Source organism: Avibacterium paragallinarum (genome assembly GCF_900450705.1).
Classification (GTDB): Bacteria; Pseudomonadota; Gammaproteobacteria; order Enterobacterales; family Pasteurellaceae; genus Avibacterium; species Avibacterium paragallinarum.
In genome coordinates, this window is record NZ_UGHK01000001.1 from 78,993 (window position 1) to 92,882 (window position 13,890).

Genomic DNA, 13,890 nt, shown 5'->3' on the forward strand with positions numbered 1-13,890 from the left:
TTAAAGGCTACGACAAAAGTGCGGTTCATTTTTGTAGCGATTTTGGAGTATAAATTATGTTGAAGAAAATAGGTGTATTACTGTTGGGTGTTCTATTTATTCCTGCCTTATTTGCCAAACCTGTTGTTATCGGTGTCGCAATGTATAGTTTAGCCGATAAATACCCGACTTATTTACAAGAAGCTATGCAAAAATTTGAGGCTGAACATCAAGATGTCAAACTTAAATTTGCCGATGCCAATGGCGATCCCGCGAAAATGTTGAACGATGTTGAAAATTTTATTGGCTCAAATGTCAATGCCATCATTGTTATGCTGACCGACCCCAAAATAGCCAAATCTATTGGCATTAAAGCACGAAAAGCCAAAATTCCTCTCATTGCCGTTACTGTGAAACCGAATGATGAAGATATGAAATATTTGACTAGCTATGTCGGTTCAGAGGAAATCACGAGCGGAAAAATGCAAGCAGAGTTTGTGTTACAAACGCTCAATGGTAAACCTGCTAATGCCATTATTTTGTTGGGCCCTTTAGGACTAGATGCTCAAATTAAACGAACTGAAGGAAACAAAGCTGCCCTCTCTTCCCACCCAGAAATTCATATCATCGCCGAGCAAGAAGCTAAATGGGATCGAGCCAAAGCGATGGAAGTGGCAGAAAACTTATTTGCAGCACATAAAAAGATCAATGTGGTATTTGCCAATAATGATGAAATGGCAATCGGTGCGTTATTAGCCGCACGAAAAATGGGTATCAAAGATGAAGAGATGATTATCGTGGGCATTGATGCAACACCCGATGCCCTCGCCTATTTAGGCAACGGATTAGATGCAACTGTATTTCAATCTGCTTCAGATCAAGGTCGCACAAGTGTTGAACTAGCTTATCGAGCAGCAAAAGGAGAAAGCGTTCCACTTTATAACTGGATTCCTTTTGAATTAGTTACACCAGAGAAAAAAGTACAATATATCAATAAATATTATCGTTCTAGTTCAAACTAAGGTAAGGCGTGATGCAAATGATTTTGGCATCAAACGACAATATAACAAATCCTTCTAAAACGATTGGTATAAAGGAGCAAATAATGAACGCAGTTACACAATCCCCTTACATTTTAGAAATGCGTAATGTTTCTAAAACATTCCCCGGCGTAAAGGCGTTGGATGGCATTAATTTAAACGTTAAACGAGGATCTATTCACGCCTTAATGGGTGAAAATGGTGCGGGAAAATCAACATTAATGAAAGTCCTTTATGGTATCTACACCCCTGATGCGGGGAGTGAACTTATTTTAGACGACAAACCTTTTAAACCCACTCGCCCGATTGATGCCATTCGTCACGGCTTAACGATGGTTCCACAAGAAATTTCCCCTGCGGCAAATTTAACCATTGCTGATAATTTTTATCTCGGGCGAGAAATGACCAAGGGACACTTTTTATTAGACCAAAAAGCTATGAATGAAAGTGCGGTCAAAATTTTGACGGATTTAGGCGTGCCAATGGATGTTACTGTTAAAATGTCAGAGGTTTCCGTTGCTAAAGCACAGCTAGTTGCCATCGCCACTGCCGTGTCTAATGATGCGAAAGTCATCATTATGGACGAACCCACCACCGCATTAACAGAAACGGAAGTGGAACAGCTTTATCGCATTATTGAAATTGTGAAAAATCGCGGTATTGCCATTATTTTTATCTCTCACAAACTTGACGAAGTGTTTAGGGTTTCCGATGAAATTACCGTTATTCGTGATGGTCAATATGTTGGCACCAAGCCCACCTCAGAACTCACCAAAGATCAATTAATTGCGATGATGGTTGGGCGAGATATGTCAGAAATGTTCCAACGAGAGCGTTTTGACCTTTCTGATGAAATCGTTATTGAGGTGAAAGATTTCTCCCGTGCCGGAAAATACCAAAATATCAATTTCAAAGTGCGAAAAGGGGAAATTTTCGGTATCGCCGGTTTAGTGGGGGCAGGGCGTTCCGAAATTGTCGAGGGATTATTTGGTTATAAACCTGCTGAAAGTGGTGAAATCTATATTCACGGAGAAAAAGCCGAGATCCACAATCCTCTTGATGCTATGAAATACAAAATTGGCTTTGTTACAGAAGATCGAAAATTATAAAATCGCAAAACATTTCGCATAAAATTTAAATTTATTTTGCATAGCTATTGAGTCTCAGATTATGCAAAATTATTTCAAATTTTTTATCATTTAGACCTCCATACCTCCCCAGCTACATTGTTAGTCAGTCGGCTTAACTACTGCTTATTTCCCCTTTACTCCTCGTCCCCAACGAGCAATGATGCCCCCAACACAAAACAACAGGGACATAAAAATGAAATTTAATACACGAGAATTTATTCAACACTTAACCACCAGACTTGAAAACCATCACGGCTTTAAAAATGGGGAATTTGTGCAAGGGAAACGCCGCTTTCAAGTCCGTCAAGATAGTTATCAAAATGAGCCAACAATTTATTTACTTTATATGCCACAAGGCACGCTGGTTGAACACTCTGAACATTGTCGCCAACGCGTTTCAATCGAGACTAACTTTGACATTGTCGCCCAGCAAATCGCTGACAAAATCGCAAACATTTTAAGAGGGAAATAAACAATGAAAAAACCAACTGAAAAAACCATCGCAAAAATATTAGAAACCATTGCAAAAGAGGTGGGGGATATTGAAACATTAGAAACCCGAATGAGCGACCATTTAGATTTTTATGATATGGGCGTGTGGAATATCAAACGCCTTATGCGTGCGGCTTATGAGGCAGGCTATAAGGCGGGCATTGAAAAATAGGGGCGTTAGCCCCTTAATTTTTAGAATTTAAGCACCAAATTATCCTCATAGCTAACCTGATAGTTTAACGATGTTTGAAGGACTATCCGCTCAGCTCCATCAAAGGCTTGCCAGTTATCCTTTTTCGCCTGCACCATATACGCAATAAACCGCACAAACTCTGACTTAGTGGAGCTAAAAAACACATAAGGCGGTCGTGTTCGGTCAATAAGCTGCAAGAAATCAATCAAATCAAAATAATTTGCCATTTTATAGCTGTTTTGCTTGGTGCAAAGATAAGGCGAGTCTAACACAAACAGGGCTTTAGGGTTGTCGGCAAACTTAGGCAGAAGCTGTTGAAATGGCTCGCTGACTATCTCAAGCCCATCAAGGTAATCCTCTGCACTAGGATAATCAGCCAGCTTTATTCCATTCCAAAATGTCTTGCTAAATAGCTCCTCAAATGAGCTGACTTGTTGCCCACTGAAAAGCAACCAACTTGCAATGGTGTTGAGGTCTTTAAATCCCTTAAAATCATTGATTTTATTGATGATTTCTTGCTTTTTATTGTTATCTAATCGCTTGTTTTTGGGTACAATATCGCCAACAATTTGAAGCAGTTCAGCTCGTAAACGATTTGTATCGCTTATGTGTTTTAACCTGTCGGCATAGCCATCAAAATCATTATAAATCACCCGTGCTTTGGACTTGATACGCTTTGCCACATGGCTTAATAAACCACTTCCTCCAAAAGCATCGACAATCGTCCACCCCTCCCCATCATCAGAAATATGCTCATTTAAAACCTGTTTAAAGGCGTTTAAAAACAGCCGTTTTTGCCCGACAAACGGCAACGGTGCTTGATTAAAATGACGCATCGTTACCCCCTAATACCTCAATAATACGACGATAAATATCGTGGATAAGCGGCAACGGAATGGCTGAACGGGCGTTATAACTGTGTAAACAGTCAAACATCGTTTTGCCCGAAATATAATGCTGATAACGCAAATTTAGCGGAATATTGCTTTTAAACTTAGTCGCCTTTTTGCAGGGCCAGCCATAATTCCCATAATAGGTAGGGTTCGCATAAGGAAGAGGAAAGGCTAAAATCTCATCAAGATAGTGCCAAAGGCGGCTCGCATAAGGGTTTTCAATCACATAAATTTTCGGCTGATACCGTTTAATAATCTCAATGGTGTTATAAATGCAAAGCTCACCATTAATTCGATTTAAAAAAGAGGTCTCATAACGATAACGTCGCTTTTTAACCGCTGCCGCGTCAAAATCTTTGCGACGACGAATAGCAAAGCGTGTATTTCCCTGCCATTGCCAACAGACATTCCCGCCCTTAATAGAGTTGGCAACGGAAAAACTCTCACAAGGCGGACTGGCTAAAATGACATCGGGTTTAGGGAGGCTATCTAGCTTATTAAACAGGGTTTTATCACCAAACAACCGCCCAAAATCCGCTAAATTCAGCGGTAGAAAATGCCGATTTTTACGCTCAATATCAATGCCGATAGGATAGATTTTAATATTGCGAAATGCTTTTGCTGCTTGGGTATAGCAGCCGTTGCCGCTATCAAATAACGCCCAAACAATGATTTTCTTGTTTGCCATAATTTATCCTTAAATTATGGCGTTCTGACGCTCAAGGCATTCGGACACTCTGAGTTGTTTAACGAGTAGGTTTAAATGTGTTTAAGGTTTTACACCGCACACATTTAATTTCTAAATATTGATTATCTTTTGTGCGTGCAAGGAGCTTTTTACAGCACTTGCACCGCATTTCTTGCAAATCTTTTTGCATAGACTTTCTCACTTTACGCGGTTTTGTTACAATCCGTCCGTCTGGTCAGACAAAGCGGTCTCGGGTCTATGCAGGTGCTATCTGCTTAGGCTGATGTGGTAGAGGTCAGAGCCTACCACATCGCCGCTTCTTTATGTTTACTTGTTACATTCTCAATCTTTGTAAGTAATCGCTTTTACACTCCACATTTGAGCGGTTTGTGCTTCAGTGATTGCCACGCTGGCTAAACGCTTAACCTCTAGTATATTTGTTGAGTTACGTAACTCATTAAGTTGATCAATGATATCCGCATAAAGCCGTTTGCACTTTGTCACTTCATCGTTATTATCAGGATTAAAAGTTAATCCTACTGCTTTTTGTCCAAATGTTAGATTTCCTTTCATCTACAATTTACTCCTTATGTTTTAATTTAAAAATTGCCGCTAAATGATTTGGACTAAACCGCCAGCCCTCATCACCGCCATTAATCGCATTTGCACACCACTCACTGCAAAAAAAATTTGTCGCGTGCTTGCGGGGTAAATAACACAATCCCTAACGCCCCTAACCAGTCGTATTTTTTATCTTTAGTTTGCCAAAAATATCCCTTAACTTTAGCCTCATCGACCCCATAAAGCGGAATTAAATCCCACTTGCCGTTATCAAGGTCAATCTGCTTGCAACGCACCCCACCATCTCGGATTGATGAGCTGTAACAGTCGTAAACAATCTCGTGGTCATAATGATGACCACTTAGCCACTCACGCCGAGCAACGGCAATCTCACAATGGGAGTATTGGCCTTTAGTGAGCTTACGAGTGAGCCAGTCACCTAATTTGGCTTTAAGCACGGCAAAACCTTTGCCACTGCGGTTGCCTTTATAGAGAGCTAAATAAACTCGATTATCCATGATAAACCTCCTGCCAGCCTGTGCTGTAGTCATAATCTAACGGGTTATCCACCGCCAACATCGCCAAGCGGTGCTTTTCAGCGTTGTCAAAATTGGCTTGCTCTTGTTGCATTAGCGTTAATGCTAGCTGGTCTAATAATGCCTCATTCATCAATACAAAACTGTTATCCATTGTTTTCCATTGCGTTTCAGGAAAACTGGGTAATGTCCGCATAAAGGTATATTGTTGGCGACTTACCTCATCGGTGTGAAACCATTTATTCACACTCGCAACATACACCCCACTATGCGTGCGACGATAACGTTCTTCTTTAATTTTTTTCCATACTTCGGCTTGTTGTGCAGCTAACCAAGCGGCTTTTTGCTCCTCATCCATCACCCATTTTCCCCCTTGCAATCTGTGATAAGGGCTTGGCTGGGGCTCAATCAAAACGGGATAGCCCCGCTCATCGGGGATAATCTGTTTTCCCTCACTTTGCCCGATAAGTAAAGTGCGGTAGGTTTCTTCGCTGATTTTTACCGCACCTTCAGGTGCTTGTGTTAAATCTAGGTAAAATCCCGCTTTGTAATACATTGTCATTATTTCCATCTCCCGATTGCTAAAAATTGTATGCGAACATTGCCTTGATTAGAGCCACCGTGCTCATACTCGTGATAATAACAAGTTGCATTATTAGATTTTGTTAATATATTTACACCTGCATTGTGAGAACCTCCGATAGAAGTTGTTACCTTTGAAAAAATTAATGGTGTATCAACAAAAGCTATAGCCCAGTTAAATGATTTTTCAAACCATTCATACAAATCATTCTGCCTGATTGTATAAGTTTGTATCATTGTCCCATCGGGATATTTGCGCACCTCAAAATCACCTATTTTTTGATAAGTAAATAATTGTGCGATACGGTTATCCACCCCTGTATCAAAATCCGTTATATCACTTGCGGTATGCGTATGTAACACGTCCGCTTTTTTTGCCTTCACTTCTTGAATATCTTGTGCCAATCTACTTGCATCAAGTTGCCCAGCATTAGCAATCTCTCCAAACGCCTTAATCCAAAACTGCACCCCATCGAGCGTGTTTTGTGCTTTAATGCAGAGTTTGAGAACAAGGGATTTCGGGCGCGTTTCTTCCGCAGTTCGCGTATCTTTCTCTGTCGTATCCTTCGTAGAAGCAAGGTAGGTTTTTGCCCTTGCCCCATCGGCGACCGCCACGTTGTTCGCCTGCACCCTGCCTTTTTGTGCGGGCTTAAACGCACCCGGCACTACATTGGTGGTATCACTATCATGAATGACGATAGTGATACCTTTCTCGGCTTGATAATCGCCCCCGGCTTCGGTAGGAATATAGTGAAAGTGGTCTTGAAGGGCGTCTTGTTGCACCTCACCCACCGCAAGCAATGCCCCCGCGTTACGAATAAAGCGGTCTTTCGCTTTCGGCACGGCAGAAAGGCTGCCATATTTCGCCACAAGATGGCGATACAGTTCGGGATAAGCCTGCTCGCTAACTTGCTCTTCAATGTCATCAAAGGCAATCCAGCCTTCGGGGATATTGTCGGTGGCAAAATAGGCGGTCATACCCACATCTGAGCGGCGTAAATCAGGCAGTTTGTTGCTATTGCCTAACGCTCGATATAAATCGGGGTAAGTGCTACTGCCAAAGGTTGAGCCATCAGCTAGTAAAAAGCCTTGTGGGTGAGTAATGGCGCGCGGAAAAGCCAGCACTGCGCCCACTGGCAAGCTATCTCCACCAACGCGCACCCACTCGCTCCAACCGCCACCACTGCGCCGATTGCGAGCATAGTAGATTTGCTTATCGTGCGTCACATACTCCTGCATCACGCCATACGCCGAGGGCTTAACCGTCAATGCCCCCGCGCGCGCCTCAGGATAATGACGCACACTTGTGGCCAGACTATCATGCACTTGCCCGTAAATCCCCACGGTGGTGAGTTGATTAAGGTCTTGTGTACCTAGATTAGCCTGTACCTTAAAATCTTTGATGCCATAGCCGGCAAGGGTGGTTGCTGGGGATTGTTTAGATTGAGCGAGAGTATAAGCACTATCTGCTCTATTTTTTGCTTCAACACCTTTGTCATAGGCGGTTTTAACGGCGTTGCTCGTTGCCACGGTGTCGCTACTTGCCGAATTAATTGCATTAGATTTTTTGCTGTTGGGGATATAGTTACCTAGATTGCAAGTGAGCGCGTCAATTAACCCCTTGAGCTTTTTAACTACTTTAGGGGTGGCTGCTTCAGTTTCGCTGTCGCTATTATCACTGCTATTTAATTTCACCGTCCCTGTTTGGGCGGTGGTTGCAGCCTGCTCCACATAGCGTCTTTCCACCTCTTTTTTTAGGTATTTTGTGCGGTTTGCTAGCTGTTTAATGGGTTTATTGGTAACCCCATCTGCACCACCGTGAACAGGATCATTTTCTTCAATTTGATAAATCCCCGTTTCCCACTTTTCTTGTTCTTCTAGGTTTGCCATTTTTTGTCCTTAAATTGCCTTTAAATACGGTTTAAACTCACTTTAAAATTACGCCGACCCGTGGTTATAAGCACCGTTATAAGTCGCTTTGTTGTTATAACGGATAGGAGCAGCTTTATAATCGAGTACAGCCAGCACACAACGTGCTGGAGCAAAGCTAAGCAATACCTTACGGATTTCAGCGGATTGCTCATTGGTGATGGGTTGATTTAGCCGAATGGCATAAGCTGCCCATCGTTCGTCTGGCGGTATGCTTGCCACACCTTGGTGAGACTCGTAATTACGGGCTTTTAGCCCTTCATCAATTTCAATTTCGCCAAAACCTAACTGACGCAATACATCACGAATTGCCCAAGGGGTGCCTTTATAACGATGCAGTTTTACTGCATTGCGTACCAGTTGGCGCTTAGACTCATTATTTTCAGCAACAAAAAGCCCGTCATAGCCTGTGACACTCCATTTCTCGGCTAGTAGCTCAATCCATTTATCATCGAGTAATTCCACGAGACTAGTCATAATCTGACGCTTTGAACTTAGATCTAGCCTGTTACCAAGTTCAGCAAGTGCGGTGTATTTTTCCGAACTTTCAATAATGCTTGGATACTGTAATTTAGCCATCTTGTCGCACTCCATTGACATTTATCGTCACTTTTGTGCAGTTAGCCCATTCGGTGGCATTTAGCACCATTTTCGCGGGTTGCTGGATTGCCACATCATATACCCCCTCAACACGCAACACTTGCATTAATGCGGAAGGGACGACATCCATACCGAGCTTTTTGGTACGGCTGGATAAATAATCTAGCAAAGCATCGCGAGCTTTAGTTTTAACAATATCTTCACGATAGCCCTCAAGTAGGGTTAGTTCTGCCACAATTTGATAAGTGCGGATTATTGGGTCTTTAACACTAACCACATCACATAGCGGACGGCGATGCTCTGGACTTAAATAAGCCTGAATGGCTTGTTTTAAGCGTCTATCAGGCACGCCTGTAACTGCAAGTGGGTAAATATTTACCTTGCCACCGCCACCATTAATCACTTGCACATCCACAATCTCTTGCGATACGGCTCTAGTGTGGTATTGATAAGCAGCAATAGAGCCACAGGTATTAAAGGCTTCAGGGGCTTGCAAGATACGCTCACGGTAAGCCTCATCATCTTCTTCTGCGATACCGCCACTGGTGACATCAATATTGCTAACCGTAATAGTTTTGTCGGTATTTAATGAGCGTTTTAATTGCTTCACACGCCCAATTTCCCAGCCATTACCCACAACACCTGTCTGATTTGCTTCAGCTTCAATCTCGACGTAGCTAATCAGTGGCGTAATGACATCATCAGTCAGGGTAATAAAGCTCAATTCAGGGGTTACCATTACTTCGGTGCCTTTGGGGACTAAAATACTGCTATGCTCGCCCTCTACGCTAAAACGCAACACACAGCGCGCTGCTTTATCACGCAGGCGGTAACAACCAAATGGCTCCCCACATAAATCCAATGCTAGCCCCACAGCGAACTGGGGAAAGGTTTGTAAAAAGACTTCGTTAATGCCTTTGCGCACGAGTAATTCGCGGTAGGCATAGGTCTGGATAATAGAGCGTTCAATATGCGCAGGTTGTAAGGTTTTGCCTGTGCGCTGCTCATAATCCTCAATGGCATCACTTAAAATTTGTTTTACGTCTTCGTGGACAATTTTTACGTCATCTTTTAACCAGCTCATAACTTGACCACCGTTTGATAAATTTCTCGGTACACTGCAGTTTTTAAATGCCAGTAAATCAGGCATTCAAATTGTGGTGCAGTGCCTGTTATCTCTATGCGCTCAACCTCAATGCGAGGCTCCCACTTGCTTAATGCGTGGCTAATTTCACGCACGATATTGGGGATAGCAATATCTTCGGGCCGATCTAAATAGTTAAAATGATCGCTGCCAAACTGTGGGCGTAAAATATCTGTGCCTTTGATTGTGTTGAGTATATTGGCAACGCACAGATGAATATCATCAAGTCCTTGTTGAGGCGCGTTGTTATCTAATTCTGGGGCAAGTTGCCAATGTGTCGTGAGTTGTGTATTCATAGCCCTGAGATTACAGGGCTGAAAGGGAAATTGATTTTAAAGTGCTTTAAAGATTTTATTTGGCTGTACTGGTGTCGTTACCATCACCTTGCTCAGTATGCACGTGGTTTTTAAGACTAATATTATCCGCAGTAATATCCCCACCTTGGGTTTTAAGCGTACCATTGATCACCGCTGTAGCCCCGCCCTTGCCACCGTTACCTGTCATGCCTTGCATATAGGTTAATGAGCCCTCCACGAGCAAGTTACCTGTGGTTTTGGTTTCAGAGCAATCAAGGGTTATAAGGCTTGGGGATTTGACTAACACCGTTCCCACTGCATCAATCACGACATCACCTGTCGCTCGATTGTGCGAGATGGTTGTGCCATTTTTAAATTTGAGCATAAACATCTCGCCATTCGCCACAGGCACTGGGTCTTGCTGGTTATAGATTGCGCCTAGCACACAGCCGCCTTCGCCACGAGCATCTAAAATCAATGCCACAAGCTCTCCCACATCAGGCAAACAATAAAACTGATTTCCACCCGCATTAGGTACAAGATAATGCAACCACGCTGTTTCTAGGTCATCAAGGGCAGGGATTTTACACCGCACTTTGTGGGTATTCACATCAACTGCAGATACAATACCTTCTTGATAGGTGGCGGTAAAATTATGAGTTTGCATGAGTTGCCTCCATACCTAAAGTAATCAAGTCATCAGGGATAAATTCAAGCATTCGTACCTCAATTTCGGTTTGATAGCCGCTAAAACGACTAAAACTATGCCTTGCGCTTTTAATCAGATATTTGCCACTAAACACGCCCAAATTACGCAATAAAATTGTATTGCCTGCCACCAGTTTCGGATTACCCCAAAGGACGATATTGCCTGCTTGCTGGTCATCATTTTGTTCCGCGAGTGCCGCATCAGCTCTGGCATCAATTTGCTCTTGACTTTCACCACGGGTCACAATGCGTAAGGTGTCCCCGCTAGCTTCGGCTGATTGCTTGATATTTTTGCGCCGTTTTTTAGCATTTTTGCGTTGCTTAATTACCTTTGGGGCTGTCCTAGATAACAACTAAAAAATCTATTTAGGTTAGAATGAACCAATGAGAAAAAGTCGTCTAAGTCAGCACAAACAAAATAAACTCATTGAGCTATTTGTTGCAGGTGTTACTGCAAGGACAGCAGCAGAGTTAGTCAATGTAAACAAAACGACTGCCGCATATTACTTTCATCGTTTACGCCAACTCATCTATCAAAACAGCCTTCACTTAGAGATGTTTGAAGGTGAAATTGAAGCCGATGAAAGTTATTTTGGCGGTGCTCGCAAAGGCAAACGTGGTCGTGGTGCGGCAGGGAAAATTGCGGTATTCGGGCTTCTCAAGCGCAATGGCAAGGTTTATACCGTTGCGGTTCCAAATACGCAATCTGCCACCTTGTTACCCATTATTCGGGAGCAGGTAAAGCCTGATAGTATTGTTTACACCGATAATTATCGTAGTTATGACGTGCTTGATGTGAGTGAATTTAGTCATTTTCGTATCAATCACAGCACACATTTTGCTGAAAATCATAACCACATTAACGGAATTGAGAATTTTTGGAGCCAAGCAAAACGCCATTTACGCAAATTTAATGGTATCCCAAAAGCGCATTTTGAGCTTTATTTAAAGGAATGTGAATGGCGTTTTAATTACAGCAACATAAAAAGTCAAATTTCTATTTTAAAACAATTGGTTAAAGGGAGTTTAGTCTAGTTATCTAGGACAGCCCCAAAAACAAAGTGCGGTAGAAATTTTCTGTGATTTTTATCACATTTTTAAGAATTGGGAGTTTTAGATTTTTGTTAGATCGGTTATTTTTTATTTATCGAAACGTTTCGATAGGATTTTGGTAAGGTTTAGGGAGGTAATATGAAGAAAACAGGAATTTTAAATGCGCCGCTGTCATTGCAAATAGCGCAGCTTGGGCATACGGATTTTTTAACGATTTGTGATGCAGGCTTACCCATTCCAGTGGGAATGGAAACCGTAGATCTTGCCTTGAGTGCAGGGATTCCAAGTTTTTTATCGGTTTTTGATGCCGTAGTGGGTGAATGTTTTGTGGAACGAGTGATTTTAGCCAAAGAAATTGAACGCCAAAATCCGAGCATTCATCAAGCGTTATTGCAGAAACTTGAGCAATTAGCGCGACAACAAAACAACGAAATTACCGTGGATTATGTCTTTCACGAAGAATTTAAAGCTTTGAGCCAAGAGAGTAAAGCTATTGTGCGTTCGGGCGAATGTACGCCTTATGCCAATATCATTCTTGTTTCAGGTGTACCATTTTAAGGGGGCGTGATGAAACCCATTTTAAGATTAGACAACATTTGTAAATCCTTTCCCGGCGTGCGGGCATTGCATAATGCTGGTCTGTCCGTTTATGCGGGGCGAGTGATGGCATTAATGGGCGAAAATGGCGCAGGCAAATCAACCTTGATGAAAATTCTCACCGGGATTTATCAGCAAGATAGCGGAGAGATTTATTTTCACGGAGAGAAAGTGCGGTATAAAAATCCGAAATTTTCTCAGTTAGCGGGAATCAGTATTATTCATCAAGAACTCAATATTATTCCTAATTTAACCATTGCCGAAAATATTTTCTTAGGGCGAGAGTTTACCCATAAATTTGGCGGTATTGATTGGGCTAAAATGACGGAAGAATCCGCAAAACTGCTGCAACGTTTGAAAGTCAAACATCACCCTTCAACACCTGTCGCAAAACTTTCCTTAGGTGAGTTGCAAATGATTGAAATCGCCAAAGCATTAAGTTTTGATGCCAAGGTGATTATTATGGACGAGCCAACCGATGCTTTAACCGATTCTGAAACTCAAGCCCTGTTTGACGTCATTCGAGAATTGAAAGCGGAAGGTTGTGGGATCGTATTTATCTCTCACCGTATGCAAGATATTTTTACTATTTGTGATGATGTCACCATTTTACGCGATGGCGAGTTTATTGCAGAAAGTGAGCTTTCCGACATTAATGAAGAACAGCTTATTGAACTCATGGTGGGCAGAAAGCTGGAAGAACAATATCCCCATCTTGATAGCCCTATTGGTGAGCCAGTATTACGCGTGCAAAATTTGACTGGGCAGGGCGTTAATAACGTGTCTTTTCAATTAAACCGCGGTGAAATTCTTGGCGTGTCAGGTTTAATGGGGGCAGGCAGAACAGAATTGATGAAACTTATTTATGGTGCGTTACCGAAAAAGCGCGGTGAGATTTTTCTACATAATCGTGCTTTGACGATTCGTTCCCCGCAAGATGGCTTAAATAATGGCATTGTGTATATTTCTGAAGATCGTAAAGGTGATGGCTTGGTGTTGGGAATGTCAATTAAAGAAAATATGACGCTCACCGCATTAAGACAGCTCACTAAAAATTGGACGATTGATCACCGTGCTGAAAAAATGACCGTCAATGATTTTATTCTGCTGTTTAATGTGAAAACCCCTTCAATGGATCAAACGATCGGCTTGTTATCAGGCGGTAATCAGCAAAAAGTGGCAATTGCCAAAGGGTTGATGACACGGCCTGACGTCTTAATTTTAGATGAGCCAACCCGTGGTATTGATGTGGGAGCAAAAAAGGAAATTTATCAGTTAATCAATAAGTTTAAAGAAGAAGGAATGAGCATTATCGTGGTTTCTTCCGATATGCCAGAAATTATTGGTATGAGTGATCGTGTTTTGGTGATGAATAATGGTGAAATTCGTGGTGAATTCTTGCGTGAAGAAGTGAGTCAAGAAAAGCTCTTAACCGCCGCTATCACACAACAGCATTAAAAGGATAAATT

16 protein-coding genes and 3 pseudogenes are annotated in these 13,890 nt (G+C 42.2%); 7 read left to right on the forward strand and 12 right to left on the reverse strand.

Going from position 1 to position 13,890, the window contains the following annotated elements; translation table 11 throughout:
* The first annotated feature begins 56 nt into the window (after positions 1 to 56).
* From DXZ23_RS00495 to DXZ23_RS00510, 4 genes and pseudogenes are all read left to right on the forward strand, one after another.
* On the forward strand, positions 57 to 1,001 hold the full coding sequence (locus tag DXZ23_RS00495; protein WP_017807368.1) for a sugar ABC transporter substrate-binding protein: 945 nt from the start codon (positions 57 to 59) through the stop codon (positions 999 to 1,001).
* Between the two features lie 83 nt (positions 1,002 to 1,084).
* Positions 1,085 to 2,125: pseudogene (locus tag DXZ23_RS00500) on the forward strand (sugar ABC transporter ATP-binding protein); the annotation flags it as partial.
* Between the two features lie 217 nt (positions 2,126 to 2,342).
* Positions 2,343 to 2,621, forward strand: coding sequence for a hypothetical protein (locus DXZ23_RS00505; RefSeq protein ID WP_017806894.1), 279 nt, complete (start codon positions 2,343 to 2,345; stop codon positions 2,619 to 2,621).
* A gap of 3 nt (positions 2,622 to 2,624) precedes the next feature.
* On the forward strand, positions 2,625 to 2,813 hold the full coding sequence (locus DXZ23_RS00510; protein WP_021724025.1) for a DUF6900 domain-containing protein: 189 nt from the start codon (positions 2,625 to 2,627) through the stop codon (positions 2,811 to 2,813).
* Positions 2,814 to 2,833: 20 nt separating this feature from the next.
* Here the strand turns inward: DXZ23_RS00510 and DXZ23_RS00515 are convergent, their stop codons facing one another.
* The 12 genes and pseudogenes from DXZ23_RS00515 to DXZ23_RS00580 all read right to left on the reverse strand — a co-directional run.
* On the reverse strand, positions 2,834 to 3,670 hold the full coding sequence (locus tag DXZ23_RS00515; RefSeq protein ID WP_035695683.1) for a hypothetical protein: 837 nt from the start codon (positions 3,668 to 3,670) through the stop codon (positions 2,834 to 2,836).
* Positions 3,657 to 4,415 carry a class I SAM-dependent methyltransferase gene (locus DXZ23_RS00520; RefSeq protein ID WP_021723659.1) on the reverse strand — a complete coding sequence of 253 codons (759 nt, stop codon included), beginning with the start codon at positions 4,413 to 4,415 and terminating at the stop codon, positions 3,657 to 3,659. The genes DXZ23_RS00515 and DXZ23_RS00520 overlap by 14 nt, the downstream gene beginning before the upstream one ends.
* A gap of 58 nt (positions 4,416 to 4,473) precedes the next feature.
* The gene (locus DXZ23_RS00525) at positions 4,474 to 4,605 is read right to left on the reverse strand and encodes a Com family DNA-binding transcriptional regulator (RefSeq protein WP_080744072.1); all 132 of its coding nucleotides are present in this window, start codon (positions 4,603 to 4,605) and stop codon (positions 4,474 to 4,476) included.
* A 152-nt stretch (positions 4,606 to 4,757) separates the two neighbouring features.
* A complete protein-coding gene (locus tag DXZ23_RS00530; RefSeq protein ID WP_017807578.1) occupies positions 4,758 to 4,988 on the reverse strand; it encodes an Acb2/Tad1 domain-containing protein in 231 nt (76 codons plus the stop codon).
* 7 nt (positions 4,989 to 4,995) lie between these two features.
* A pseudogene (locus tag DXZ23_RS00535) lies at positions 4,996 to 5,494 on the reverse strand (enoyl-CoA hydratase).
* Complete coding sequence (locus DXZ23_RS00540; RefSeq protein WP_035695702.1) at positions 5,487 to 6,074, reverse strand: DUF4376 domain-containing protein; 588 nt, start codon at positions 6,072 to 6,074, stop codon at positions 5,487 to 5,489. The pseudogene DXZ23_RS00535 and the gene DXZ23_RS00540 overlap by 8 nt, the downstream one beginning before the upstream one ends.
* Positions 6,074 to 7,984: a tail fiber protein gene (locus tag DXZ23_RS15740; RefSeq protein WP_021724245.1), complete on the reverse strand. Its 1,911-nt coding sequence runs from the start codon at positions 7,982 to 7,984 to the stop codon at positions 6,074 to 6,076. Before DXZ23_RS15740 ends, DXZ23_RS00540 begins: the two co-directional genes overlap by 1 nt.
* A gap of 48 nt (positions 7,985 to 8,032) precedes the next feature.
* Entirely contained in the window at positions 8,033 to 8,602 is a 570-nt protein-coding gene (locus DXZ23_RS00560) for a phage tail protein (RefSeq protein WP_017807574.1), read from the reverse strand.
* The gene (locus tag DXZ23_RS00565) at positions 8,595 to 9,707 is read right to left on the reverse strand and encodes a baseplate assembly protein (RefSeq protein ID WP_035695802.1); all 1,113 of its coding nucleotides are present in this window, start codon (positions 9,705 to 9,707) and stop codon (positions 8,595 to 8,597) included. Before DXZ23_RS00565 ends, DXZ23_RS00560 begins: the two co-directional genes overlap by 8 nt.
* Positions 9,704 to 10,063, reverse strand: coding sequence for a GPW/gp25 family protein (locus DXZ23_RS00570; protein WP_021724242.1), 360 nt, complete (start codon positions 10,061 to 10,063; stop codon positions 9,704 to 9,706). Before DXZ23_RS00570 ends, DXZ23_RS00565 begins: the two co-directional genes overlap by 4 nt.
* A gap of 55 nt (positions 10,064 to 10,118) precedes the next feature.
* Positions 10,119 to 10,730 carry a phage baseplate assembly protein V gene (locus DXZ23_RS00575; RefSeq protein ID WP_017806707.1) on the reverse strand — a complete coding sequence of 204 codons (612 nt, stop codon included), beginning with the start codon at positions 10,728 to 10,730 and terminating at the stop codon, positions 10,119 to 10,121.
* A pseudogene (locus DXZ23_RS00580) lies at positions 10,717 to 11,103 on the reverse strand (XkdQ/YqbQ family protein); the annotation flags it as partial. The pseudogene DXZ23_RS00580 and the gene DXZ23_RS00575, both read right to left, overlap by 14 nt.
* A 52-nt stretch (positions 11,104 to 11,155) precedes the next feature.
* On the opposite strand from DXZ23_RS00580, the gene DXZ23_RS00585 reads away from it, so the two are divergent.
* The 3 genes from DXZ23_RS00585 (at position 11,156) to rbsA (ending at position 13,879) form a co-directional block, all read left to right on the forward strand.
* Positions 11,156 to 11,806 carry an IS1595-like element ISHpa1 family transposase gene (locus DXZ23_RS00585; RefSeq protein WP_017805306.1) on the forward strand — a complete coding sequence of 217 codons (651 nt, stop codon included), beginning with the start codon at positions 11,156 to 11,158 and terminating at the stop codon, positions 11,804 to 11,806.
* 156 nt (positions 11,807 to 11,962) lie between these two features.
* Positions 11,963 to 12,382: a D-ribose pyranase gene (gene rbsD / locus DXZ23_RS00590; protein WP_017807465.1), complete on the forward strand. Its 420-nt coding sequence runs from the start codon at positions 11,963 to 11,965 to the stop codon at positions 12,380 to 12,382.
* A 9-nt stretch (positions 12,383 to 12,391) separates the two neighbouring features.
* Positions 12,392 to 13,879 (forward strand): ribose ABC transporter ATP-binding protein RbsA, encoded by a 1,488-nt coding sequence (gene rbsA, locus DXZ23_RS00595; RefSeq protein WP_017807466.1) that lies wholly within the window; start codon positions 12,392 to 12,394, stop codon positions 13,877 to 13,879.
* Positions 13,880 to 13,890 lie beyond the last annotated feature (11 nt).

Coding starts and splice junctions, on each gene's coding strand:
- DXZ23_RS00495 (WP_017807368.1), top strand. CDS start 57: ATGTTGAAGAAAATAGGTGTATTACTGTTGGGTGTTCTATTTATTCCT.
- DXZ23_RS00505 (WP_017806894.1), top strand. CDS start 2,343: ATGAAATTTAATACACGAGAATTTATTCAACACTTAACCACCAGACTT.
- DXZ23_RS00510 (WP_021724025.1), top strand. CDS start 2,625: ATGAAAAAACCAACTGAAAAAACCATCGCAAAAATATTAGAAACCATT.
- DXZ23_RS00515 (WP_035695683.1), bottom strand. CDS start 3,670: ATGCGTCATTTTAATCAAGCACCGTTGCCGTTTGTCGGGCAAAAACGG.
- DXZ23_RS00520 (WP_021723659.1), bottom strand. CDS start 4,415: ATGGCAAACAAGAAAATCATTGTTTGGGCGTTATTTGATAGCGGCAAC.
- DXZ23_RS00525 (WP_080744072.1), bottom strand. CDS start 4,605: ATGCAAAAAGATTTGCAAGAAATGCGGTGCAAGTGCTGTAAAAAGCTC.
- DXZ23_RS00530 (WP_017807578.1), bottom strand. CDS start 4,988: ATGAAAGGAAATCTAACATTTGGACAAAAAGCAGTAGGATTAACTTTT.
- DXZ23_RS00540 (WP_035695702.1), bottom strand. CDS start 6,074: ATGACAATGTATTACAAAGCGGGATTTTACCTAGATTTAACACAAGCA.
- DXZ23_RS15740 (WP_021724245.1), bottom strand. CDS start 7,984: ATGGCAAACCTAGAAGAACAAGAAAAGTGGGAAACGGGGATTTATCAA.
- DXZ23_RS00560 (WP_017807574.1), bottom strand. CDS start 8,602: ATGGCTAAATTACAGTATCCAAGCATTATTGAAAGTTCGGAAAAATAC.
- DXZ23_RS00565 (WP_035695802.1), bottom strand. CDS start 9,707: ATGAGCTGGTTAAAAGATGACGTAAAAATTGTCCACGAAGACGTAAAA.
- DXZ23_RS00570 (WP_021724242.1), bottom strand. CDS start 10,063: ATGAATACACAACTCACGACACATTGGCAACTTGCCCCAGAATTAGAT.
- DXZ23_RS00575 (WP_017806707.1), bottom strand. CDS start 10,730: ATGCAAACTCATAATTTTACCGCCACCTATCAAGAAGGTATTGTATCT.
- DXZ23_RS00585 (WP_017805306.1), top strand. CDS start 11,156: ATGAGAAAAAGTCGTCTAAGTCAGCACAAACAAAATAAACTCATTGAG.
- rbsD (WP_017807465.1), top strand. CDS start 11,963: ATGAAGAAAACAGGAATTTTAAATGCGCCGCTGTCATTGCAAATAGCG.
- rbsA (WP_017807466.1), top strand. CDS start 12,392: ATGAAACCCATTTTAAGATTAGACAACATTTGTAAATCCTTTCCCGGC.